The organism is bacterium (assembly GCA_021108215.1).
Lineage (GTDB): Bacteria > Oederibacteriota > JAAXVQ01 > JAAXVQ01 > JAUVAV01 > JAIORK01.
This window is the reverse complement of record JAIORK010000012.1, coordinates 100842-123552: the sequence shown is the minus strand read 5'-3', so window position 1 is coordinate 123552 and position 22711 is coordinate 100842. Positions and strand designations below refer to the sequence as shown.

General features: G+C 45.9%; 18 protein-coding genes and 5 tRNA genes. 1 reads left to right on the top strand and 22 read right to left on the bottom strand.

The features are described from left to right. Positions 1-187 precede the first annotated feature (187 nt). From K8S19_02580 to K8S19_02475, 22 genes are all read right to left on the bottom strand, one after another. Positions 188-263, bottom strand: a tRNA-Lys gene (locus K8S19_02580). Positions 264-270: 7 nt separating this feature from the next. Next, positions 271-1554, bottom strand: a complete 1284-nt coding sequence (locus K8S19_02575; protein ID MCD4812565.1) for an adenylosuccinate synthase — start codon at positions 1552-1554, stop codon at positions 271-273. Between the two features lie 155 nt (positions 1555-1709). Beyond that, positions 1710-3296 carry a phosphoglycerate dehydrogenase gene (gene serA / locus K8S19_02570; GenBank protein ID MCD4812564.1) on the bottom strand — a complete coding sequence of 529 codons (1587 nt, stop codon included), beginning with the start codon at positions 3294-3296 and terminating at the stop codon, positions 1710-1712. Positions 3297-3313: 17 nt separating this feature from the next. Further along, on the bottom strand, positions 3314-4468 hold the full coding sequence (locus K8S19_02565; GenBank protein MCD4812563.1) for an alanine--glyoxylate aminotransferase family protein: 1155 nt from the start codon (positions 4466-4468) through the stop codon (positions 3314-3316). A gap of 50 nt (positions 4469-4518) precedes the next feature. Beyond that, on the bottom strand, positions 4519-5145 hold the full coding sequence (gene yihA / locus K8S19_02560; GenBank protein ID MCD4812562.1) for a ribosome biogenesis GTP-binding protein YihA/YsxC: 627 nt from the start codon (positions 5143-5145) through the stop codon (positions 4519-4521). Further along, positions 5127-7583 (bottom strand): endopeptidase La, encoded by a 2457-nt coding sequence (lon, locus tag K8S19_02555; protein MCD4812561.1) that lies wholly within the window; start codon positions 7581-7583, stop codon positions 5127-5129. Before lon ends, yihA begins: the two co-directional genes overlap by 19 nt. Positions 7584-7608: 25 nt before the next feature. Then, positions 7609-8871 carry an ATP-dependent Clp protease ATP-binding subunit ClpX gene (gene clpX, locus K8S19_02550; GenBank protein ID MCD4812560.1) on the bottom strand — a complete coding sequence of 421 codons (1263 nt, stop codon included), beginning with the start codon at positions 8869-8871 and terminating at the stop codon, positions 7609-7611. 18 nt (positions 8872-8889) lie between these two features. Next, positions 8890-9474: an ATP-dependent Clp protease proteolytic subunit gene (locus tag K8S19_02545; GenBank protein MCD4812559.1), complete on the bottom strand. Its 585-nt coding sequence runs from the start codon at positions 9472-9474 to the stop codon at positions 8890-8892. Positions 9475-9495: 21 nt separating this feature from the next. Next, positions 9496-10779, bottom strand: coding sequence for a trigger factor (tig, locus tag K8S19_02540; GenBank protein MCD4812558.1), 1284 nt, complete (start codon positions 10777-10779; stop codon positions 9496-9498). 5 nt (positions 10780-10784) lie between these two features. Beyond that, positions 10785-10867: transfer RNA gene (locus K8S19_02535), tRNA-Leu, on the bottom strand. A 119-nt stretch (positions 10868-10986) separates the two neighbouring features. Next, a tRNA-Lys gene (locus tag K8S19_02530) sits at positions 10987-11062 on the bottom strand. A gap of 196 nt (positions 11063-11258) precedes the next feature. Next, positions 11259-11334, bottom strand: a tRNA-Arg gene (locus K8S19_02525). A gap of 259 nt (positions 11335-11593) precedes the next feature. Beyond that, positions 11594-11670 (bottom strand) — tRNA-His (locus tag K8S19_02520). Positions 11671-11986: 316 nt separating this feature from the next. Next, complete coding sequence (locus tag K8S19_02515; GenBank protein ID MCD4812557.1) at positions 11987-13501, bottom strand: hypothetical protein; 1515 nt, start codon at positions 13499-13501, stop codon at positions 11987-11989. A gap of 280 nt (positions 13502-13781) precedes the next feature. After that, on the bottom strand, positions 13782-14369 hold the full coding sequence (lepB, locus tag K8S19_02510) for a signal peptidase I (GenBank protein MCD4812556.1): 588 nt from the start codon (positions 14367-14369) through the stop codon (positions 13782-13784). Between the two features lie 229 nt (positions 14370-14598). Further along, positions 14599-14967, bottom strand: coding sequence for a hypothetical protein (locus K8S19_02505; GenBank protein ID MCD4812555.1), 369 nt, complete (start codon positions 14965-14967; stop codon positions 14599-14601). A 15-nt stretch (positions 14968-14982) separates the two neighbouring features. Further along, positions 14983-15840: an alpha/beta hydrolase gene (locus K8S19_02500; GenBank protein ID MCD4812554.1), complete on the bottom strand. Its 858-nt coding sequence runs from the start codon at positions 15838-15840 to the stop codon at positions 14983-14985. Beyond that, the gene (gene rfbH, locus K8S19_02495; GenBank protein MCD4812553.1) at positions 15825-17165 is read right to left on the bottom strand and encodes a lipopolysaccharide biosynthesis protein RfbH; all 1341 of its coding nucleotides are present in this window, start codon (positions 17163-17165) and stop codon (positions 15825-15827) included. The genes K8S19_02500 and rfbH overlap by 16 nt, the downstream gene beginning before the upstream one ends. After that, positions 17162-18061 carry an NAD(P)-dependent oxidoreductase gene (locus K8S19_02490; GenBank protein MCD4812552.1) on the bottom strand — a complete coding sequence of 300 codons (900 nt, stop codon included), beginning with the start codon at positions 18059-18061 and terminating at the stop codon, positions 17162-17164. Before K8S19_02490 ends, rfbH begins: the two co-directional genes overlap by 4 nt. Positions 18062-18067: 6 nt before the next feature. Further along, on the bottom strand, positions 18068-18619 hold the full coding sequence (rfbC, locus tag K8S19_02485) for a dTDP-4-dehydrorhamnose 3,5-epimerase (GenBank protein ID MCD4812551.1): 552 nt from the start codon (positions 18617-18619) through the stop codon (positions 18068-18070). Continuing rightward, positions 18613-19653, bottom strand: coding sequence for an SDR family oxidoreductase (locus tag K8S19_02480; protein MCD4812550.1), 1041 nt, complete (start codon positions 19651-19653; stop codon positions 18613-18615). Before K8S19_02480 ends, rfbC begins: the two co-directional genes overlap by 7 nt. A gap of 21 nt (positions 19654-19674) precedes the next feature. Next, a complete protein-coding gene (locus tag K8S19_02475; GenBank protein ID MCD4812549.1) occupies positions 19675-20778 on the bottom strand; it encodes an NAD(P)/FAD-dependent oxidoreductase in 1104 nt (367 codons plus the stop codon). Between the two features lie 201 nt (positions 20779-20979). Between K8S19_02475 and K8S19_02470 the strand changes: the two genes are divergently transcribed. Next, on the top strand, positions 20980-22707 hold the full coding sequence (locus K8S19_02470; GenBank protein ID MCD4812548.1) for a tetratricopeptide repeat protein: 1728 nt from the start codon (positions 20980-20982) through the stop codon (positions 22705-22707). The last annotated feature ends 4 nt before the right edge of the window (positions 22708-22711 follow it).

Here is a 22711-nt window from a genome sequence, read left to right as displayed (position 1 = left end):
ATCTGAAGGCCTCTTTCATAAAATCACGCTTTGACGAAGAGTGTCGCTTTATTTAAATTTAACTTAATTTATATTTTTTGTCAACTTTTTCTCTTGCTTTTTTGTAAATAATTAATAATATTTTTGTAATAAAATTAGTGGTTTTTTTTAATATTTTAAAACAAAACACTTATAAAATAACAAGTTATGGTGAGCCGGGAGAGTCTCGAACTCTCGACAGCCGCCTTAAAAGGGCGGTGCTCTACCAACTGAGCTACCGGCTCATTCACCTTAAAACAAGGTATCTATAACAATCGTCTGTGTTCTGTCTTCGCCGAGGGAGATTATTGATATTTTCGCGCCAATAAGCGCTTCAATTCGATCCATATATTTTTTGGCATTCTCCGGTAGCGCTTCACGCGATTTGACACCGGTAATGTCTTCCTGCCAACCTGGCAAGGTTTCATAAACTGGTTTTATTTTTTCAACGTCATCCAAAGCCGTTGGTACATCTTCAACAATTTCCCCATCAATATCATAGCTAATACAAATTTTAAGCTCACTTAAGCCACTTAAAACATCCAGTTTGGTGAGCGCGATATGGTCAAAACCATTCACCAGCCGTGCCCGTCTGACCCCAATTGCATCAAACCAACCACAGCGACGCGGGCGACCTGTGGTTGCCCCAAATTCCTTCCCCTTCTTGCGGAGGTCTTCACCGCCATCCGCCCATTCTGTAGGAAACGGTCCGGCACCAACCCGCGTGGTATAGGCTTTGACGATACCCAAAATACGGTCAATTCGCGTAGGTCCTACGCCGGTTCCAATGCTGGCACCGCCTGCAGTCGGATGCGATGCTGTTACGAATGGATAAGTCCCAAAATCAACATCCAGATAGGTCCCCTGAGCCCCTTCAAAAAGAACTTTTTTATTTTGTTCCAACAGGGAGTTAATCAGGGGAACGGTATCCATAATAAATGGCTTTAACTGCTCACCATATGCAAGATATTCTACCAAAAGTTCCTCAATTTTAAAAGGCTTAATTGAATAATAATTTTCAAAAAGATAATTCTTTTCCTCCAGATTTCGTTCCAGGCATATCCGCAAACGCTTTTCATCCAATAAATCTATCAAACGGATTCCAATTCGACTATATTTATCAATATAGGTCGGACCGATCCCGCGATGTGTCGTATCTATCTTTCCTTTTCCACGTTTTGTTTCCTTCGCTTTGTCCAATTCACGATGAAATGAAAAGGTCACAGGTGCCAATGCACTGATTTTTAGATTTTCATTAACCTCGATACCGCTGTCGCGAAGTTCCTGGATTTCCGCCAGCAATGCCGGCGGATCAATCACAACGCCGTTTCCAATGATGCACATTTTATCATCATGTAAAATACCGCATGGGATAAGATGAAGGATATGCTTTTTCCCTCCGAAAACAACTGTATGACCTGCGTTATTTCCGCCTTGAAAACGAATTACCGCATCCGCGTTTTCGGAAAGCAAATCAATAATTTTCCCTTTTCCTTCATCGCCCCATTGGGCGCCTACAATGACTAAATTTGACATGCTGTTATCCTAACTTGTGATTCTGCTGCTCCCCCATTACGACCACAGGAAGTCCCGTACGATTCCCCAACCGATCGGGGCTTCGTCGCTACCGCTCCTCGCAAAGACAGCAAAAAGGATTTTGTAGCAGAATCACTTTTTAATGTGTTGAATATTTACAAATTAACATTTTTAATTGTCTTGATATCTGCTGCCTGAGCTAATTCCTTCAAAATATTTCCCGGCACTTCTGAGTCAACACTTAAAATGCTGACTGCTTCTCCGCCGATTTCGTCGCGTCCCATGCGCAGCGTTGCAATATTAATCCCACCGTTTCCAAGAATCGACCCCATCTTACCGACGATCCCGGGTTCATCCTTGTGTGTAAAAACCAGTAGATTTCCTTTGGGAATAAAATCTGTGTGATAGCCGAATAAAGAAACGACATAAGGTTCACGCTTCTTACTAATCAATGTCCCCACGATTTCACGATCTTCTTTGTCTGTTTCAACCTGCACGGCAATGGTGCTGGTAAAATCAACCGTATCCGTGGAAGTTGTTTCTACAATTTCAATACCCCGCTCTTTTGCCAGGACCCGGGCATTGACAAAATTCAGAGACTCAGAGAGCATGCTGGATAAAAAACCTTTAACCGCCGCCACACTAATCAAATCAGTTGGGCTATCACATACATCTCCGGCATATTTAATGGTTATTTTTTTCAACTGACCTTCCAGCATCTGTGCCTGAAAACTACCCAAACATTCCGCCAAGTCAAGATAAGGAGCAATTTCCTTTAGTATTTCCGGTGCAACCGTAGGAATATTCACCGCACTGCGAATCATACCACCCTTGAGTGCGTCCCTTACCTGTTCTGCCATAATAATCCCGACATTGATCTGTGCTTCTTCTGTCGACGCACCAAGATGCGGGGTTAAAACGATATTTCCGAGAGCAAACAGCCCATTATCCTCAGGCGGCTCCGAATCAAAAACATCCAGTGCTGCACCTGCTACGACACCATTTTCCAATGCCTCTTTCAAATCCTGTTGATTGACAATCCCACCGCGGGCGCAATTAATAATCCTGGTGGTTTTTTTCATTTTTGCAAATTGCGCTTTGCTAAACAGGCCTGCCGTTTCCTTATTTTTCGGCGTATGTACCGTAATGTAGTCCGCCTGAGTTGTAATTTCATCCAAGGTTGCAAGTTTCACACTCAATTTGTCCGCTTTTTCTTTGGTTAAAAAAGGATCAAATGCCATGATCTTCATACCAAAAGACTGCGCACGCTTGGCCAGCTCGGTGCCGATACGGCCAAGCCCGACAATACCCAGCGTCTTCCCGTAGAGCTCTGTTCCCATAAATTTCTTCCGCTCCCATTTCCCTTCTTTCACTGATTTATCTGCCATGGGAATATTGCGCGAAATCGCCATAATCAAAGAAAAAGTATGCTCCGCAGTGGAAATCGTGTTGCCATCCGGCGTATTCATCACAATGACACCCCGCCGGGTTGCCTCGGCCAGATCAATGTTATCAATACCAACACCAGCACGACCAATAACCTTTAATTTTTTTGCCGCTTCCAGCACCTCCAAGGTAACTTTGCTGGCACTCCGGATAATCAATGCATCATAGTCAGGAATAATTTTAAGCAATTCTTCTGCAGTTACTTTCTCCCGTGCATCAAGTTCAATCTCCGGATCATTCTTAAGAATTTCCTGGCCTTCTACTGCCAAATTATCACTAATCAGTACCTTAAACATCTTCTCATCCCTCCATCTTAGGATCCTGCAAACAAAACTTTTTCGGCAGCAGCAACACCTTTTCCAAGTTCAAACTTAAAACCTTGTTCCTGAAGCGCCCGTTCAACTGCGGCAACCGCAGCAATAACATCCCAGTCGTCAGCATAGCCTAAATGCCCGATCCGAAAAATCTTTCCTTTAATCTGCCCCTGACCACCGGCCAATGTAATGCCATAGGTATCGCGAATTGTTTTAAACAACTTTCCGCCGTCTACCCCGTCAGGAACACAAATCGAGGTCACTGCATTACTGGGGCTGCCGGTCGCAAATAATTTCAGACCCAGCGCAACCATGGCTGCCCGTGTCGCTTCCGCCATGGTTGCATGACGCGCCCAAATCGCTTCCAGGCCCTCATTTTCAATAATTTTAATCGCCTCTGCCAACTGCATAATCAAAGATACGGAAGGTGTATAAGGTGTATTGGCCAATTCCTCGGCAACCATGGATTTCCGGCTCTTTTCCCAACTAAAATAAAATTTGGGCAACGTGGATTCCTTCACCACGTCCCAGGCTTTTTTTGAAATAGAGATCATGGCCAATCCCGGCGGAATCATCAGTCCCTTTTGCGCGCCAACCACAACCACATCCGCTTTCCACTCATCGGTTTTCATGGCCGTTGCACCCAGCCCGGAAATGGCATCCACCACCAGAACTGCCTTAAATTTTGATACAATCTCACCGATTTTCTGAACATCTGATTCAATGCCGGTCGATGTTTCCGACAGGGTAATATAAACGGCTTTAATACCGCTATTGGCCTGGAGACGTTTTTCAATTTCCAAAGGATCCACCGCCTCACCCCAAGCCACCTCATAATGCTCGCTCTCCACTGCATAAGCTTTAGCAATGGCTGTCCAGCGGTTACCAAAATTACCGCAAGATGCAACCAAAATTTTATCTCCGGGTGAGCACAAGTTGACGATGGCTGATTCCATGCCGCCGGTTCCGGCAGCAGGAAAAACCAGCATATCATTTTCTGTCTGAAAAATCCGTTTGAGGCCTGCAACCACACCGGTCAAAACCTTCCGGAATTGGGGAGTCCGATGATGAATCATCGGCTTACCTGCCTCAGAAAGTACTGTAGGCGGGACATCGGTGGGACCAGGTGTCATGAGTCTTTTTTTATACATCATTGTCATTTACTCCTCTCTTTTAAACACACCCGCACAAGCTGATGACCGTTTCAGCCGTCAGTGGAACGAAATGTTTCAGCTGCCGACTTAATCATCTGTTTCAATGTATTGATACCCTGTCCGGTTTGTGCCGATATGGGAACAATTTGGTGATTTTTCAGTACCGTCCGAAGCAATTGCTTCATTTCATTGGTTCGTACTGCAATTTGCGACCGCGACAATTTATCACATTTGTTCAAAGTAAACAAGTAGGGATACTCAAAATGTTTTCCCCACTCAATCATCTGCCAATCCAATTTCTGCACCGGAAGTCGCGCATCCGCCAAGTGAACCAACAACCCGATATTCTGTCTTTTTGCAAAATAACTATCAATCAATCCTTGAATCTTCTTGCGTAGTGCCATGGGCAGTTTGGCATACCCAAATCCGGGAAAATCCACCAATGTAATTCCGGATTCCCAGGCATAAAAATTAATTGATTGCGTACACCCCGGTTTTTGCGAAACCCGCGCCCCGGCCCGGGTCCGGATTTTCCCGGTTTGCCCGCCAAGTTGATTAATCAATGTTGATTTCCCAACATTGGAACGACCTGCCAAGACTATTTCCACGCCGGTTTCCGGCGGAAATTGCTTGCTTTCAAAAGCCGTCTTGATGAGTGTCAGCGACCGTTGAACCATATACGTTTTTCATGTTTAAGTGTTCGGCAAATGTGTTGCGCCGGTTGCTCCGCCACTGTTTTTTTCCTAACAGCACCGCTTACCTGTTTCTTTTTTTTAGACGCGCCCAACAATGCAACCGGCAAAACATCACACATATCTTCCACCAGTTTAATTGCAAGGCTTTTTTTCACTTCCGACGGCAAGTCCGACAAATCTTTCTCATTTTCTTTTGGAACCAAAACAATTTTCAAACCGGCCCGGGTGGCTGCCAAAAGTTTTTCTTTGAGGCCGCCGATGGCCAGCACGTGTCCCCGCAATGTAATCTCACCGGTCATGGCCACATCCTTATTGACCGGCTTTCCCGAGAGTGCCGATAAAATTGCGGTGGCAATTGCAATCCCGGCAGACGGCCCATCCTTGGGAATCGCCCCTTCGGGGACATGAATGTGAATATCCGTCTGCTGATAAAAATCAGCCGGAATTTGGATATCCTGTGCATGCGCCCTGGCATAACTAACCGCTGCCTGCGCGGATTCTTTCATCACCTCACCCAGCTTACCGGTTAAAATCAGTTGCCCTTTTCCCGGCATCAAAGTCACCTCGATGACCAAAATCTCACCCCCGACTTCAGTCCAAGCCAGTCCGGTTGAAACACCTACAGTATGCTTGCGTTCACCTTTTCGTTTCAAATATTTAGGCGCTCCGAGAAACCTCACTAAATCCGCAGTATTAATTTTTTTACCGCCGGACGAAACTTTTTTTTCAACTTTCAAGCGTGTCACTTTACGCATAACCGCTGCCAGCTCACGATTGAGATTCCGAACCCCTGCTTCAGACGTATAACCCATAATGATTTTTTCAATCATCTCCCGGGACAAACTAATATCTCCGGGTGTCAAACCATGATCCGTCATCAAACGCATCACCAAATGTTTTTCAGCAATTTTCACCTTTTCTTCCAATGTGTATCCCGGAATCTCAATAATCTCCATGCGGTCTTTGAGCGTGGGATGAAGATGATGCATGACATTGGCCGTGGCAATAAACATGATTTCCGAAAGATCAAAATACGCATCCAGATAATGATCTGAAAAATGAACATTTTGTTCCGGGTCCAAAACTTCCAAAAGCGCAGCCGCCGGATCGCCCCTATAATCCGATCCGACTTTATCCAGTTCGTCAAACAACAGTAACGCATTTTTACTTTTAGCTGTTTTCAACGACTGAATGATCCGCCCCGGCAAGGCGCCGATGTAAGTTCGACGATGCCCGCGTATCTCCGCTTCGTCGCGAACTCCGCCCAATGAAATTCTGACAAAATTTCGATTAATCGCCTTGGCCACCGACCTGGCCAATGAAGTCTTCCCCACACCCGGAGGACCTACCAAACATAAAATCGGCCCCTTCATCGCCGGTGCCAATTTACGCACTGCCAGATATTCCAGAATACGCTCCTTAACTTTTTTGAGTCCATAGTGATCTTTATCCATTTGCCGCGCAACATTCCGCAATTCAAGTTTTTCCCGCGTGCGTATCGCCCAGGGCAAAGATAGAAACCAGTCGATATAAGTACGAATTACCGCCGCTTCAGGTGACATCGGCTGCATCCGTTCGAGACGCTGCAGTTCTTTCAATGCTTTTTCTTCAGCTTCTTCAGGCATTTTCGCTTTTTTAATTTTTTGTCTCAGGGATTCAATTTCATTTCCGTCATCTTTTTGTCCCAGTTCTTTCCGAATGGCCTTCATCTGTTCCTGAAGATAATATTCCTTCTGAGTATGTTCCATTTGTTTCCGGACCCGCCCCTTAATGCGGCGCTCAATTTCAAGGATTTCAATTTCATCGGAAAGCAGCTTCCCCAACAGTTCCAAGCGGCCGATAGTGTCCTCAATCTCCAACAGACGCTGTTTTTCCTCAATCTTGGAATTCATGTTCGCGGCGACTGTATCGATAAACCGTTTTGGTTCATTGATCTGTGCCGCACTCGAAATAATGTCAGAAGGAATTTTTTTATTCAAACGTGCATAATGCTCAAAAAGTTGAATACAATTGCGCATCAGCGCCTTGGTTGTCGCCGCAGGTCCGGGGACTTCAGTGATCTTACCGACAAGAGCGGAATAGTATTTATCATTTTCAATAAACGACTGAATACGAACCCGCTCCTTGCCCTCAACCAACACCTTGATCGTATTATCCGGCATCTTAAGCACCTGTAATACTTGTGCCTGAATACCCACAGAATAGACATCCTCGATTGTTGGATCATCAATCTGAGCACGCATTTGGGTTGCCAACACAATCATACGATCTTCCAGCATGGCCGCTTCCAAAGCAGCCACTGATTTTTCCCGTCCCACAAACAAAGGAACGATCATATGCGGAAAGACAACCAGATCCCGCAAAGGCATCAATGGCAGTGTTTGCCTGCCAACCGGTTGTTTATTTTTGTTTTTTAACATCATGGCACTTTTTCTTTTCATTTTTTTACGCGAGTTTTTCTTCTGCGTCCTCATTTTCGATCAAAACCAATTGAGGTTTGGCGCTTTTACTGATAACTTCCGGTGTAATAATACACTCACGAACGTCATCACGTCCGGGAAGATCATACATTAAATCCAGCATAATATCTTCCATAACCGCACGTAAGCCGCGTGCCCCGGTTTTTCGTTTTAAGCTTTCCTGTGCAACCGCCACCTGGGCTTCAGGCCTTATGGTAAGCAAGACATCTTCCATCTGAAAAAACTTTTGATACTGCTTGATTAATGCATTTTTAGGTTCAGACAAAATTTTTATCAACGCCACTTCATCCAGTTCATTAAGCACGGAAACAACGGGCAGACGTCCAACAAATTCCGGGATCATGCCGTATTTAATCAAATCATCCGGTTGAACATGACCCAGCAGTTCATCATGCCCGCGTTTTTCATGGGTAAAATGTTCAACACCAAATCCAATCGACTTTTTCCCAATCCGATGCTCAATAATTTTTTCCAGCCCATTAAAAGCACCGCCACAAATAAACAAAATATTCGTTGTATCCACTTTTAAATATTCCTGATGGGGATGTTTACGTCCGCCTTTGGGCGGCACACTGGCCACCGTACCTTCAATAATTTTCAACAATGCCTGCTGGACACCCTCGCCTGAAACATCACGCGTAATTGAAGGATTCTCACTCTTCCGACCTATTTTATCGATTTCATCAATATAAATAATACCCCGCTGCGTCTGTTCAACATCATAATCTCCATTTTGCAGCAGCTTTAATATAATATTTTCAACATCTTCACCGACATACCCTGCTTCGGTCAATGTTGTGGCATCCACAATGGCAAAAGGCACCTGTAAAATCCGCGCCAGTGTCTGCGCCATAAGGGTTTTCCCTGTTCCGGTCGGACCAATCAACAAAATATTGCTTTTCATCAATTCGACATCATCTTGTGTAACAGTCTGCTGAATTTGTATCCGCTTATAGTGATTATGGACCGCAACCGCCAGCACACGTTTGGCGCGTTCCTGCCCGATGATGTACTGATCCATAACCTGTTTTATCTCCGCAGGTTTTAGCAGATACTGTTCTTTGCGGCCGGGCATGACCTGGTGTTCATGCGAAAGAATATCATTACAGAATACAATGCATTCATCACAAATATAAACACCCGGACCCTTGATAATTTTTTTTACACTCTTAGCATCCTTGTTGCAAAAAGAACACGCGATATCATTTGGCGTTTGAGAGCGCACCATTGTGCCGTCTCCTTTGTTTTATTTCGAATTAACCGTCATGACTTTGTCAATCACGCCATAGTTCTTGGCTTCTTCCGCGGAAAGCCAGAAGTCCCGTTCTGTATCCGCAACAATTTTTTCTACTGTCTGGCCGGTGTGGTTGGCTAAAATTTCATTCATTACTGTACGCACACGCATAATTTCCTTGGCTTGGATGTCTATGTCCGGCATGGTTCCCTGAAAACCGGCGGATCCCTGATGCATCATAATCCGGGCATTGGGAAGGGCGTGCCGCTTTCCCGGTGCGCCGGCTGCCAACAACACCGCACCCATCGAGGCCGCCTGCCCGACACAAAGTGTCGATACCGGTGATTTAATATGCTGAATGGTATCATAAATAGCCAGACCCGAAGAAACCACGCCTCCGGGGCTGTTGATATACATGGAAATTTCCTTTTGCTCTTCTGATTCCAAAAACAAGAGCTGGGCAATAATCAAATTGCTGATATCATCATTTATCCCGGTTCCCAAAAAAATAATCCGTTCCTTAAGCAGACGGGAATAAATGTCATAGGCCCGTTCACCGCGTTGTGTTTGTTCCACCACCATAGGAATCAATGCCATTGTATTGCCTCCTTGTTCCGATTAACTGATGCTTATCTTCGCGCTGGCGATAATAAAATCCTGGGTTTTTTTATCCCGCAACCTGTCCCGGATATCTTCCCAACTGTTGTTTTTCTCGACCCAATTACGGATAACTTCCGGGCTCTGACGCATGCCCAAAGCCATTTGATCTATTTCACCATCAACATCGGAATCCGTCACTTCGATTGTTTCCAATATCCCGATTTCGCGCAGGGCCAACCGTGCTTTCAGTTCAATCTCGACCTGACTGCTGTTTTTTTTATTAAAATCTTCTTCCGTTATTCCACCTTGCTCAACTGTTTGATTCTGGCGAGCCAACCGGTTTTCATGATCCTTCCAAAGGTTCTTCAAAGAACGTTCAATTAAAACCGCCGGCACTTTCACCTGCGTACTCTTCGAGAGTTGCTGCATAATTTGATCGGTAAACAGGGTACGATTCTGCTTCTCTTTTTCTGCAACCAGATCCTCTTCAATCCGTTTACGCAATGCCTCCAACGTGTCAAATTTACCCATTTGCTTGGCAAAATCATCATTGAGCTCTGAAAGTTTTTTACTTTGAATAGCCTTGGCTGTCACTGTAAAGTCAATCGACTGTCCGGCCATTTCCTTGGCGTGGTAATCTTCCGGAAAATCAGCTGCAAACGTCTTGGTTTCATTCAATTGCATGCCGATGATGTTTTTTTCAAAATCAGGAATTGTTTGTCCCTTGCCGGTTTCCACCGTATGCGCTTCCGCCTTGGTGCCTGGAACCAATTCCCCGTCTTTTTTCCCTTCAAAATCGATTGTGACGACATCACCGCTGGCCACCGGACGATCTTCAACAGGTTCTAAAACAGCACTTTGTTCGCGCAACCGGTTGACAACATCATCCACTTCTTGTGATTTAACTTCATTTTTTTTCTGCTTAAGCTTCAACCCTTTATAGTCGCCCAGCTTCACTTTCGGCAAAACATCCACCATGACCTGATAGACCAACGGTTTACCTTTTTCCAGATCCATTTTTTCAAGCTTGGGCTGCTGGATCGGCACACATTTTGTCTGCTCCAATGCCTGCTTATACGATTCATTGAATAATTGATCCAAAACTGTTTCACGAATCTCATAAGCATATTTTTTTTCAACGATATCTTGCGGCACTTTTCCTTTGCGAAATCCCGGAAGCTCAGCTTTTTTCTGAACCTGATGAAGCGCCTGGGCAAATTGTTGATCCACGGTTTCCTGCGGAACCGTCACATCCAAAATTCGAGTGGTTTCATTTTTTTCTTTAATATCTACTTTTATCATAATAATGGTGCGAGGGGTGGGACTCGAACCCACATGCCGAAGCACTAGATCCTAAGTCTAGCGTGTCTGCCAATTTCACCACCCTCGCAATTTGACCCTCCTTCAAATAATATAGGCCCTATATACCTATAGGACCTATTCAATTTCCCCGCTCCCAGGCATACGTCCCCTCCCCGGCCGCCCCTGACACGCCGGGGGAAGATTACTTGGTGGGTGCTACAGGGATCGAACCTGTGACAAGCTGATTAAGAGTCAGCTGCTCTACCAACTGAGCTAAGCACCCAATGCTCGCGGAGCAAGCATCAAAGCAGGTGAACAATCGATCAGTTGAGCAGGTGATTAAAAAAATGCGAACCTGCGGTCAACTGTTCTACTGTTCTACTGCTCTGAATTTTAAATTTCCTTTAGCGATCCTTGTGATCGCCCGGAAAGGGGCGAATACAAGATTCGCCCCTACAGCTTTCCGCTTCGCAAAAAATTGGTGCGCCTGAGACGAATCGAACGTCCGACACACGGCTTCGGAGGCCGTTGCTCTATCCACTGAGCTACAGGCGCATAAAATAATCCAATACTCTGCGCCTGTGTAGCGAGGCGCTATGAGCAGTTGCTCTAACCTGCTTTACAATAATTGCCACAGGCAACTCCGCTCAGGTCATACAATTTCCACTGAGCTACCGGCGCAAAAATATCAATCATAGGGGCGATCCCACTTGTGTCCGGCAAATGCCGGATGTAATCGCCCAGCCAGGGGCGAATACAAAATTCCTCCCTACAAAATTCAATTGCTCTGATTTTTGCGCTTTACGAAAAAATCTGGGGTGGACGACGGGACTCGAACCCGCGGCCTCCAGGACCACAACCTAGCGCTCTAACCAACTGAGCTACGTCCACCATACACTACAATACGCTTTGAAACCAATAAAAATCCAATGGCTTGCACATAAACTCCCGCTTAAAAAAAATCAGAAGCTATATTTTACGAAAAGATCCTTGTTTGTCAATTGTTTTCCTGGGAAATGGTTAAAAAGCTTACTTGCTAAGGACAAAAAGAGACTATCGGATTCCCGAGACAACATCCGATCAAAAACAAGTATTAATTTTTTAGAAAAAACCTTTATTCATAAGTTTTTTAATAGATTTTTCACCACCGGCGCCTCTTCACACACAAGCTGTCAATACTCACCTGGATGCTTTAACCGGTCCTGCTTTATTTCCCCGTAATTTTTTCAACCACTTTGATAATTTTGGCTGTTTTGTCTTCAGCCAGTTCCACCACTGCATATTCAATATCAGTTTCAGAAAGAAAGGTGACGGTCCCGCTAAGAACATTGTAATATTTTTTTCCCTCGTTACCGTTGAGCACAACAAACCGTTCATCACCTGAGGTCGCTATATATGCAAAATATTTTCCTGCGGGACTAAAAACAGTTGACCATACATCATCATATGCCGGATGTTTTTTACCATTGACCACTGAAAAAAGTTTCATCCCTTTCTTGGCCCGGTAAATCATCCATTGAGCATCAGGACTATACACCGGCGGTTTGACCAAATCGTAGGTTCCGGAAACTTTCCGGTCCTCGACCATGGACATGCGCTCATCTTTTTCTGCGGTAAAAACCAGGTGTTTCCCATCCGGACTAAAGACCGGTGAAACAATCACATCAAACGGAGGACTCATTTCATTGTCAACCACCACATACTGAAATTTTTGAAGTTTGATTTTGGGATTATCCAATTCAATTCCAAAGGCCACACGGCTCCCGTCCCGACTAAATATCAATGTATCTTTTAATACCATCTGATAGGTCTCCCCGACCTCTTCATCCACCGCAACGGCATACTCTTTTTTAATTTTAACAATACAAGCCAGCCGCTGACTGTCCGGGCTAAAAACCAAAGAATCTTTCTCCACCACATCAAACGCCTTGCCTTCCTTACCGTTGATCACGACATGCTCAAATGCCTCTATCACAACCGCATACGCGAGTTTTAGGCTGTCCGGACTAAATACCGGATCCCCTACCAAACCATATGTTTTTTGTGCTTTCCAGTCTTTGACAACGAACTCTTTTTTTCCAATGCTGGCGCGATAGGCCAGATGTTTGCCATCTGCACTGAATACCGGATCGCCGATCTCGCTATACACCGGACCGGGTTTGCCGTCAATGACCATCCGAACCTTTTTTTCCCCGATTTTCGCGGCATAAGCCATGCGTTTACCATCAGCACTGAATACCGGCGGAAGTATTTTCTTATAACGTGTTTGCGGGCGGCCATTCACAACCAAAAATTCCATCCCGCCGCTTTCACCAATATAAATTGCCTTGCCGCTGTCGGGGCTGAATTTCAATGCGGCCACACTGTCATAAAATCTCCCGGATTTGCCGTCAATTACCACTGCCCATTTTTTCCCTTTTAAGGCGCCGTATAAAAACCGCTTGCCGTCATCACTAAACGTCAGCCACCCCACTTCGTCATACTCCAAGCTCTTAATATCCCCCACAATAATCTGTTCTTTGTCGTCCTTAGAAAGAATATAGGAGTAGGTTTGATGATCAGATGCTATTGCCAATGTATCCAGCGGAACATCATTTAAACGGGCAATCTCGGTCTCTGTAACCTCCCTGACAATATTGCCGCCCGATGTCCCGGAACATCCGGCAATGATCAATCCACAAAGAATCAAAGCTATTGCATCGTAACGCATTGTTTTTCCCATAGTGCCCCCTTGTTTTCAAACGTTGTCACCAACGCTTATCCTAATATATTCATCGGTTTATTTCTAGTGTTTCTTGATTGTTCAATTTCCCCGCTCTAATCCGGCATTCGCCGGACAAGAGAGCGGGGACTTGGATATGATCTGTAAAAAATCATTATTACTCTCCTGCAGTTTGTTTCTCAAACAAACTGTCCCCGGTTTGAAACCCGGGATATTCGTGGTTGACATATTAAAAAGATTCAGGTAGCGAACAATCCAATTTGCGGCGGGATCATTTTATTTAAATCAAGCGCCAACGAATAAACGGCCAATAGATAACCATGGCCTTCCCTTCGATCAAATGCCTGGGCAACAACCCCCAAAAACGCGAATCCGATGAAAAGTCCCGATTATCACCAAGCATGAAGTACTGACCAGGCGGCACGACAAACAGCCCAAGATTGTCGCGGCCCGAAGATAATACCCGGGAATCGCCAAAGTACGCATAAGGTTCACGCAAGGCAATCCCATTAACAAACACCGTTTTATTTTCAATCGCGATGGTATCGCCCGGCACACCAATGCAGCGTTTAATATACGGCGTTTTAAGGTCCTTGGGATATTTAAAAACAATAATATCGCCTCGTTTCGGATCACGAATTTTCAGAATAATTTTAGGGCTCCAGGGAACCTGAGTACCATAAAGAAATTTATTTACAATGAGTTGGTCCCCGATCAAGAGGGATTTTTCCATTGATCCGCTGGGAATAATAAATGTCTGAACAACCAGGGTTCGTATCACCAAAGCCAGAATGATGGCAATAAGAAAAGAATCTGCATATTCCAACCACTGACTATTTTTTCTCACTTTAAGGATAAGCCTCAGCATAATCTGCCACATGAGTATCACAACCAGCATCCCATAAAACAGCACATCCGCGTGTTCCGCCATCCAAAATCTCATCCCAAACTCCTTTTTTTGTATACTGCCCAATATCACTGTTGTCCAAGTTATTAAACACACTGTCTTCTATTCGCCCTAAGTGCTGTATTTTTTTAATTTGGACAAGAGTATTCTATCTGACACCGCAATACCAACAGGGTTCGTTGACCATCATTTAAACTACGAACAATGTAATTTTTTCTCCCGCGCGAATCATTCCCAGGTGAGACGGATCGCCCTCTACTTTACCAATAATATTAACCAATGTGACCAGACGGCATTCCTGGTTGCGCGAAGCAGGGGTTGTGCCAAAAGGAATGGCGACCGAGCTGCCTTCCACCCAAAAACAGAGCGTCCCGGCTTCGACCACTTGACAAGCATCCGGTTCCAGCTCGGTATGGACCGGCACGTTGAAATACACTTCTTCTCCCCAGGTCTGGGCAACGGCCGTCAACGGTAATTTGGCATAAAGTTTCCGCGAGGTCTCGCTCTCATTGAACCGTAAAAAAGCCTTCTCATCCCCCCATGACAAACACGCGCGCATTGGACACCTCAATAATTATTTTTTGCTTTCTTCCACAACTTGCCGGTGGTTCAAAATCCAATTGATAAAAAATGCCGGATCCTGATGAAACATATGTTCCGCATGCAGTCCTGCTTTGACTTCCAGCCAGGTTTTCGGCCCTTGCGTCGCAGTAAAAACTTTTTTTGTCAACGCAGGATAAACCAGCGTATCCTTTTGCCCAACCAAAAAATGACTGGGAATCGTCACCTTATCTCCAATCAACACCAAATTATTCTTTTGGATAAACGGCCAGTCCCATTTAAAAAAAACATCATTTTCCGGTTCATGCACATAGGCCGTCTCCCGAAAAAGAATAATCAAAGGATTTAAAAAAGCGGCACCACTGGTCACAACCGTCTCAACCGACGGAGGGCACGAAACCAAAAACAATTCCGAAACAGTTCCCGGCATAAGCGCGCAATAAAGATAAGCACTATACGCTCCCAAAGAAAGGCCGAGCAGACTTACCCGGGTATACCGGGTTCGTGCCCAGTCAATCAGTGCCTGGAGATCAATCACCTCCTTGGCGCCGAAGGAATACCTGCCTTGGCTGCCTTGGTTGCCGCGAAATGAAATCACCACCACATCAAAATACGGTTCCAACGCCTGGGCCAAAAGCCGCATTGAGCGGGTCCGGGGGTGTTGGGCAAACCCCGGTGCAATCACCAACAGCTGTGAGTTCCCCTTACCCAGGGTATCGCCATGATACCAGGCTGCCTGAATTTCAATCTGATCAAGCGTTTTCAATCGAATCGTTTCCGGTTCGGATGCTTCAAGCACATAGCGTCCCCACAGCAGGATACCGGCCAGCAAAATGCCGCAGCAAGCGACCCGCCTTATAACCCGGTACATCTTTTCCCGACAAAATCAGAGATGGTCTGAACCATATACGTTATCATTTCCGGGGTCATGCCCGGATAAACCCCAATCCAAAGTGTCTGATGCATAATACGGTCCGTCTGGGTCAGATTCCCCGCAATACGGAAATCGCGTCCTGCTTCCAATTGCGCAAAACAGGGGTGCTTTAAAATATTTCCTGCAAACAAATTACGCGTCTGGACCTTATTCGCTTCTAAGTGCGCGGCAAGGTCATTGCGGGTAAACCCGGCATCCTCAGCCACCGTGATCACAAACCCGAACCAGGCAGGATCAGATTTGAGTGTCGGCTCGGCAAACAGCAAAGGCCCTTCCAGGTGCTTTAATTTTTCACGCAATTGTTTGAAATTATTTCGCCGCGCTAAAATAAATGCCGGTAATTTCTCCAATTGGGCGCAGCCTACCGCCGCCTGCATATCCGTCACTTTCAAATTGTATCCAAAATGAGAATAAACAAATTTGTGATCAAACCCTTTTGGCAGATCCCCAAATTGGCCGGTAAAACGTTTTTCACAAGAATCATCCCGGCCGGGCGGACACCAGCAATCCCGCCCCCAATCCCGAAAAGAATTCACCAAGCGCTGCAGCAGCTTATTTTGAGTATACACCGCCCCGCCCTCACCCATGGTAATATGATGCGGCGGATAAAAAGAGGATGTCCCCAAATCACCGAACGCCCCGGTATAACACCCGTCGTAACGCGACCCTAATGCATCACAATTATCCTCAATCAGCCAGAGATTGTATTGCTCGCAAAAAGCTTTAATCGCACCCACATCAAACGGATTGCCCAGCGTGTGCGCCAGCATAACCGCTTTGGTCTGCTCAGAACGTGCCGATTCCAACTGACTGACATCAATATTGTATGTCGGCAGGCTCACATCCACAAAAACCGGAACAGCACCATAGTGAATAATCGGGGTGATGGTCGTGGGAAATCCTGCCGCCACGGTGATCACTTCATCCCCTTTGCCAATCCGCCGCTCTCCCAACTCAGGTGAGGTCAAGGCCATAAACGCCAAAAGGTTGGCAGAAGACCCGGAATTGCATAACGAACAATGCGCAATGGATAAAAACCGGGCCAATTGTTTTTCAAACGTTTCTGCAAAGCGACCGGCTGTGAGCCAAAAATCCAGCGAGGCATCTACCAAGGACACCATTTCCTTGTCATCAAAAACTCTGGCTGCATAACTGATTTTAGATTCCCCCGGCACAAAAGCAGTATGTTCCGCTGCCTGAGCCTGATAAAACAATCTAACTTTTTCAAGAAGCTCTTCTCTTAAGCGTTCGGTTTGTTTCACGTTGTGCCTTCCTTGCAAAACGTTTCTCGAATCCCGTCTTCCAGCCCGACCCTGGCATGCCAGCCGGGAACCGGTTCTCCCTGATTCCAGGGAACCATGATCTCGTGCGCCTGATAAGGCCGTTTCCCCCAATCAATTTTCAACGGCCGCTTGACAATTCCAGAAAACAAATCGGCCAGATCTTTCAAAGTAATAAAATTACCTGAACTGACCGCAAACTGTCTCCCTCTAAATGCCGCGCCTTTCCCCTGGTCCAAAAGACGGATCATTTGGCAATAAGCTTCCACCACATCATCAATATAAACGATATCGATAAATTGTTCGCCCGGCGACATGACAAGCACCTCTTGGGTTCGGCTGTGCCGGTCCCATAAATTCATGATCTTAAACCGTTTATCATCCGGTCCATAGGTATCATTGAGCATGAGCGTCACAAACTGAAGGGTGGTTGTTTCCAGATAATATCCCGCCAGACTTTCAAATGCCTGCTTGGTCGCGGCATACAAGTTCACCGGCGAATAAACGTGATTTTCATAGTGTTGCCAAAATGTTCCGGTGTTAACAAACCAGGGGACCCCGGCTTTGGCAGCTGCTTCAAGACAGTGCGCGCCGAATTTCAGGTTGGCGTCAATCAACGTCCCGACCTGGTCTGTGGTGTGGTGTTTCACAAAGCAAGCAGCCAGATGAACGCACCCGTCAAACGCCTGTTTTTTATAATAATCATACAAAGCAACACCATCATCTTGATACACAAAAACGTCAACACCTTGCGCTCGGAGCGACTCCGTATCCGTCGAAGCGCGTACAATGGCAGATACTTCAATGCCGTCCTTGCGCAGGCGGCGCACCAGATGACTTCCCACAAATCCGCTTGCACCCGTAATTACAATTTTCATATAACATCAACCTCGATATTGAAATGGTGTTTGAAATAATTCCCAATCCGGCAATGCGCGGTCTCTTTCAGAAACAACCGGTTCTGTATTTTCCCAGGGATATCCAAAAGAATCCCAGCGGATACCATGATCATGGTCAGGCGCATACTGCGTGGAAACCTGGTACACCACAATCGCCTGATCGCTTTCCACTAAAAAACCATGGGCAAATCCAGCCGGAATATAAAGCGAGCGCCGGTTTTCACCGGAAAGCATCATTTCAACTGCACGACCATAGGTCGGCGAACCCGCCCGAATATCCAACACAACATCGTGGATGGACCCGCTCGGCACAAAAACCATTTTGGCATGATCACAAGGCGGACTCTGAAAGTGCATTCCCCGCAGGACACCTTTTTTGGAAACGGAATAGAAACACTCTTGCATAGTAAAATCAATGCCTTGTTCGCGGAACATTTCCGCTTGATAATTTTTCACGAACGCACCGCGCTCATCCTGCACTATTTTAGCCTCCATCACCAGCACACCCTCAAGATCGGTTTTCTGAAAACCTAACATGCGTCCGTCTCCATCCTGGCAAGATTTTCATCAAAAATCCTGTTTTGAATTAAATACTCAATTTGTTTCAAGCGGGTATATTTGCGCGATAAAAAGTCCGCATGACTAAAAGATTTTTCCTTAAACGCACGGCACAATTCCTCAATCCCCTGCATGGCAGTCCACTGCGCTTCAAACCCCGGAACCGCTTGATGAAATTTATCAAATGCAACCCGGTAGGAACGCGTATCCGTACCATGTTCTTGGGTAAACACAACATTACAGTTTTTCAATACGGACTGGACCATATCAGCAATCGCGCGTACTTGATAATTTTCCGCATTGACACCCACATTAAATTTCCGGTTGAACACCACCTCGCGCGGCGCTTCCAAAACCGCACAATACGCATTCACAATATCCCGGGCATGAATGATAGGCCGCCAGGGTGTGCCGTCACTCATAATCCTTACCTCCTGAGTGGCAAAGGCAACCGCAGTCAGGTTGTTCAGCACCAAGTCAAGCCTGAGCCGCGGGGAAATCCCGTAGGCGGTCGCATTGCGCATAAAAATCGGACAAAAATTCTCATCAGCCAATTGTGTAATCGCCTCTTCAGACCAAACCTTCGATTTGGCATAAACGGTCAAAGGATTCATGGCATCGTCCTCGGTTTTCGGGCGATCCCCTTCCGCCTTACCATAAAGACTGCAGGAAGACGAGAAAACAAACCGATCAATCCCGGCCCGCTTGGCCAATCCGGCCAGATCAACCGAAGCTCTAAAGTTTATGGCTTGGGTAAGCTCGGGATTCAATTCACCGGTCGGATCATTTGAAAGCGCCGCAAAATGAAAAACAGCGTCAATCCCGTCGAGATCTTCGACCTTCACATTGCGAATATCGCGTATCAGCTGAACATCCGGTTCTGTGAGCGTTGCAAAATCACATCCGGTATAATACCCGATATCCAACCCGGTCACATGGTCTCCCCGTTCTTTGAGCATCTCAACTGCCAAAGAACCAATAAATCCCAGATTCCCAGTCACCAAAATATGCACAAGCTTCCTCCTGTTTTCTTACTATGCCAACCCAATAATATCCTGCACAACATAATCACCAATGGCCAGAGCGCAGGTAAGCCCCGGCGATTCGATCCCTAAAAGATTGATCCATTTGGGAGATGTTTTTTCTTCACAAATATAAAAATCTTTCACCACCGGATCTTCCGGCCCTTGGATTTTGGGACGAATCCCTGCCATATCCGGAACCAGTTGATCGTATTTTACTGACGGAATTATTTTTTGAGCTGCTTCAAAAAACGACTTCTTTTTCCCTTCATCAATTTCATAGTCATCGCCGGCATGCACATATTCCGTGTCCGGACCAAATTTCAAACGCCCCGTTAAATCCAGGGTGGCATGGACACCCAATCCGGTTAACTTTTTTTCCGGCACCGGATAAACAAGATGTTTTACACGATGCTTACCCGTATAATAAAAGTAGCTGCCTTTGCAAGGATGCAGCCTTACCGGTTCCACCCCGATCATTTTACTTATCTCAAGCGCCTGCAACCCCGCTGCATTGATAACATAACCAGAGTGAAATACCGTATCATCCGCCAGACGAATAACATAGTCCCCTTTTTTCAATTCCACGTCAGTCACCGCAGCGCCATAGGCGATTATCCCCCCGGCCGCCTCTATTTCAGCTGCCATGCTTTGCATAAACTTGTGAGTATCTATCATACCGGTTTCTTCAGAGAAAAGCGCTGAAAAAACTTTTATGTCCGGTTCCATTTCCAGTGCCTGAGAGCGGGTTAAGCGGCGCACTGCCTCAACACCATTTGCCAGTGCTTGTTTTTCAACATCCTCTAAAACAGTCTCTTCTTCCGGCGTGGTTGCGACAATCAATTTGCCACATTTTGCATGCGGGACTTTATGCGCGTCACAGTAGGCATACAGCATCCGGCGGCCGGCAATACAGAGTGTGTGCTTGAGACTATGGGTCGGATAATAAATCCCTGCGTGAATCACTTCACTGTTCCGGCTGCTGATCCCGCATCCAAAGCGGCCTTCTTTTTCCACCACCAAAACAGTTTCCCCGGGTCGGCAGTGTTGCAAGAGTGATCGGGCAACGGCCAAACCGATTACGCCGGCGCCAATAACCGTGTATCGAAAATTCATAAAAATTCTTCCTTTGGTCGTGGTTAAAAACTCCAACAACTCTATCAAAAATAATTTTAAAGATAAACAGTGTTTTTAAAAGCGTTACTGTCCCACTGAGCAAAACACCCTCCCACCGGATTGATTTATCATGGACACCTTTTTAAAACTCCGTTATGATGAGCGAAATCATTTTACCCCTGCAAAAGCGAGCGCAACAAAATGACACAAACTCCCGCTAAAAAAGACCTCTTGAATGAATCCGAGATCACAACTTTCACAGTTCACAATAGCCGCTATTTTTTATACAAATGGAATTTCACCCGCGGATTGGGGGTATGGAACTGGGGCGCCTTCATTGCCGGGCCGCTTTGGTTTGCTTATCGTAAACAGTACGGCTGGAGCCTTGTTCTGGCGTTGGGTTATCTCATTTTCGATTTTTTCTTTACCACCAATCCCCTCTATTTCACCTTTAGCATTGAGCTTATGCTTTTCTCCGGACTGATTGCCAACCTTGTCTATCTATCGGCATTTCATAAAGCGCGCGCCCTTGCAGACCGGGAAAAAACCGACCGCTTCACCGCCTTGAAAAAACGCGGCAATGTCAAATGGCCTGCACCTTTCATCCTGCTGGTTGCCATGCTGGCAGTCACCCTGCTGCTCCCGTCGCTCTTCAACATCCATCTTTTTGATACGCAAATCAGACGCGCTAATATTTCCTCTTGGGTTTTGTCCTGGTTTGCACCGGATATCCGCTCCCGCGAACTGGGCCTGCTGCGTCAAGATTACCAACACATTTATTTCCAGGGCCGTTTTGTTCCCGGTATCCGGCTGGCTGAAAACACCGTCCGTTTGGCACGCATGAAACTGGGTCAGGAAAACCATTTCACCATAGCGTTGCAATCAGACTTGCTGGAATTCAAATTAAAAACCGGCGACCACAAAAGTGCTTTCACACTTGCCAACAATTTATTACGTCTCTATCAATCACAATTCGGCGAAGACCATCTCTTTGTCCTGTTTATGATGAACAACCTGGTTTCAAATTATATTTATCAGGGCCGCTATGACCAAGCCCGCCCCATTGCCAACAACTGTCTTTTAATACTGGAGAAATATCCCAAAAACTTAAAACATCCTGTCATCCTAGGTACCCTCGCGCTTATCTACAGCAACCTGGGGGTCATCAACCAAGCCTATTGCCGCTATGATCAGGCAGAAAAATTCCATATCGAAGCACTCAATTTGGCGGTGAAATCCTCAAAGGGCTACAACATGTATACCTGTTTCTTCCTGGAACGTATGGGTGATTTTTATAGGGACCTGCTCAAGTTGGATCAAGCTGAAAAATTTTATGAGCAGGCAAAAAAAATCGCCGAACAAACGCTGGGGCTTGAAAACCCACTGGTTTCCTCCGTTTTCCTCAAACTGGGCGCGCTTAAATTCATACAAAAACACCTGCTCCAGGCCGAGTATCTGACCGCGCATGCGTACGTTGTCAATGAAAAATATTTCGGTACTGCGCACACCGCCACCGCAGCCTCTGCATGTCAATTGGGAAAAATTTATTTTTCTCAGGGAAAATTTCATGATGCAGACTATCAGATCAAACAAGCCCTGGAAATCACCCGCCGGGCAATCGGTGAGGACAATGCCCTTTATGCCGGGCAGCTGATCAAAATAACGGATCTCTATATTTTTCAAAATAATTTCATTGCCGCAGAGAATGCTTTGGCCAAATCTCTGGAAATTTTTGAAAAAGTTTATGGCAAAAACAATGCCATGCTGCTTATCCCACTTGAGCAGTTGGGTCTGCTCTACGAAAAAAAGCAGAACACCGTCCTCTCACACCAGATCCAAAAACGCATCAACGCGATCAAGGACACCTCTGTCTGGCATCCTGCATCCCGAGACCTCCATCGGCTGGAATTGGATGATCTAATGATTTAAACAG

Coding starts and splice junctions, on each gene's coding strand:
- K8S19_02575 (MCD4812565.1), bottom strand. CDS start 1,554: ATGTCAAATTTAGTCATTGTAGGCGCCCAATGGGGCGATGAAGGAAAA.
- K8S19_02490 (MCD4812552.1), bottom strand. CDS start 18,061: ATGAAAATTGTAATTACGGGTGCAAGCGGATTTGTGGGAAGTCATCTG.
- K8S19_02475 (MCD4812549.1), bottom strand. CDS start 20,778: ATGAATTTTCGATACACGGTTATTGGCGCCGGCGTAATCGGTTTGGCC.
- K8S19_02505 (MCD4812555.1), bottom strand. CDS start 14,967: ATGCGCGCGTGTTTGTCATGGGGGGATGAGAAGGCTTTTTTACGGTTC.
- K8S19_02545 (MCD4812559.1), bottom strand. CDS start 9,474: ATGGCATTGATTCCTATGGTGGTGGAACAAACACAACGCGGTGAACGG.
- yihA (MCD4812562.1), bottom strand. CDS start 5,145: ATGGTTCAACGGTCGCTGACACTCATCAAGACGGCTTTTGAAAGCAAG.
- K8S19_02470 (MCD4812548.1), top strand. CDS start 20,980: ATGACACAAACTCCCGCTAAAAAAGACCTCTTGAATGAATCCGAGATC.
- tig (MCD4812558.1), bottom strand. CDS start 10,779: ATGATAAAAGTAGATATTAAAGAAAAAAATGAAACCACTCGAATTTTG.
- K8S19_02500 (MCD4812554.1), bottom strand. CDS start 15,840: ATGTACCGGGTTATAAGGCGGGTCGCTTGCTGCGGCATTTTGCTGGCC.
- lon (MCD4812561.1), bottom strand. CDS start 7,583: ATGTTAAAAAACAAAAATAAACAACCGGTTGGCAGGCAAACACTGCCA.
- rfbC (MCD4812551.1), bottom strand. CDS start 18,619: ATGTTAGGTTTTCAGAAAACCGATCTTGAGGGTGTGCTGGTGATGGAG.
- serA (MCD4812564.1), bottom strand. CDS start 3,296: ATGTTTAAGGTACTGATTAGTGATAATTTGGCAGTAGAAGGCCAGGAA.
- K8S19_02515 (MCD4812557.1), bottom strand. CDS start 13,501: ATGGGAAAAACAATGCGTTACGATGCAATAGCTTTGATTCTTTGTGGA.
- K8S19_02565 (MCD4812563.1), bottom strand. CDS start 4,468: ATGATGTATAAAAAAAGACTCATGACACCTGGTCCCACCGATGTCCCG.
- clpX (MCD4812560.1), bottom strand. CDS start 8,871: ATGGTGCGCTCTCAAACGCCAAATGATATCGCGTGTTCTTTTTGCAAC.
- lepB (MCD4812556.1), bottom strand. CDS start 14,369: ATGCTGAGGCTTATCCTTAAAGTGAGAAAAAATAGTCAGTGGTTGGAA.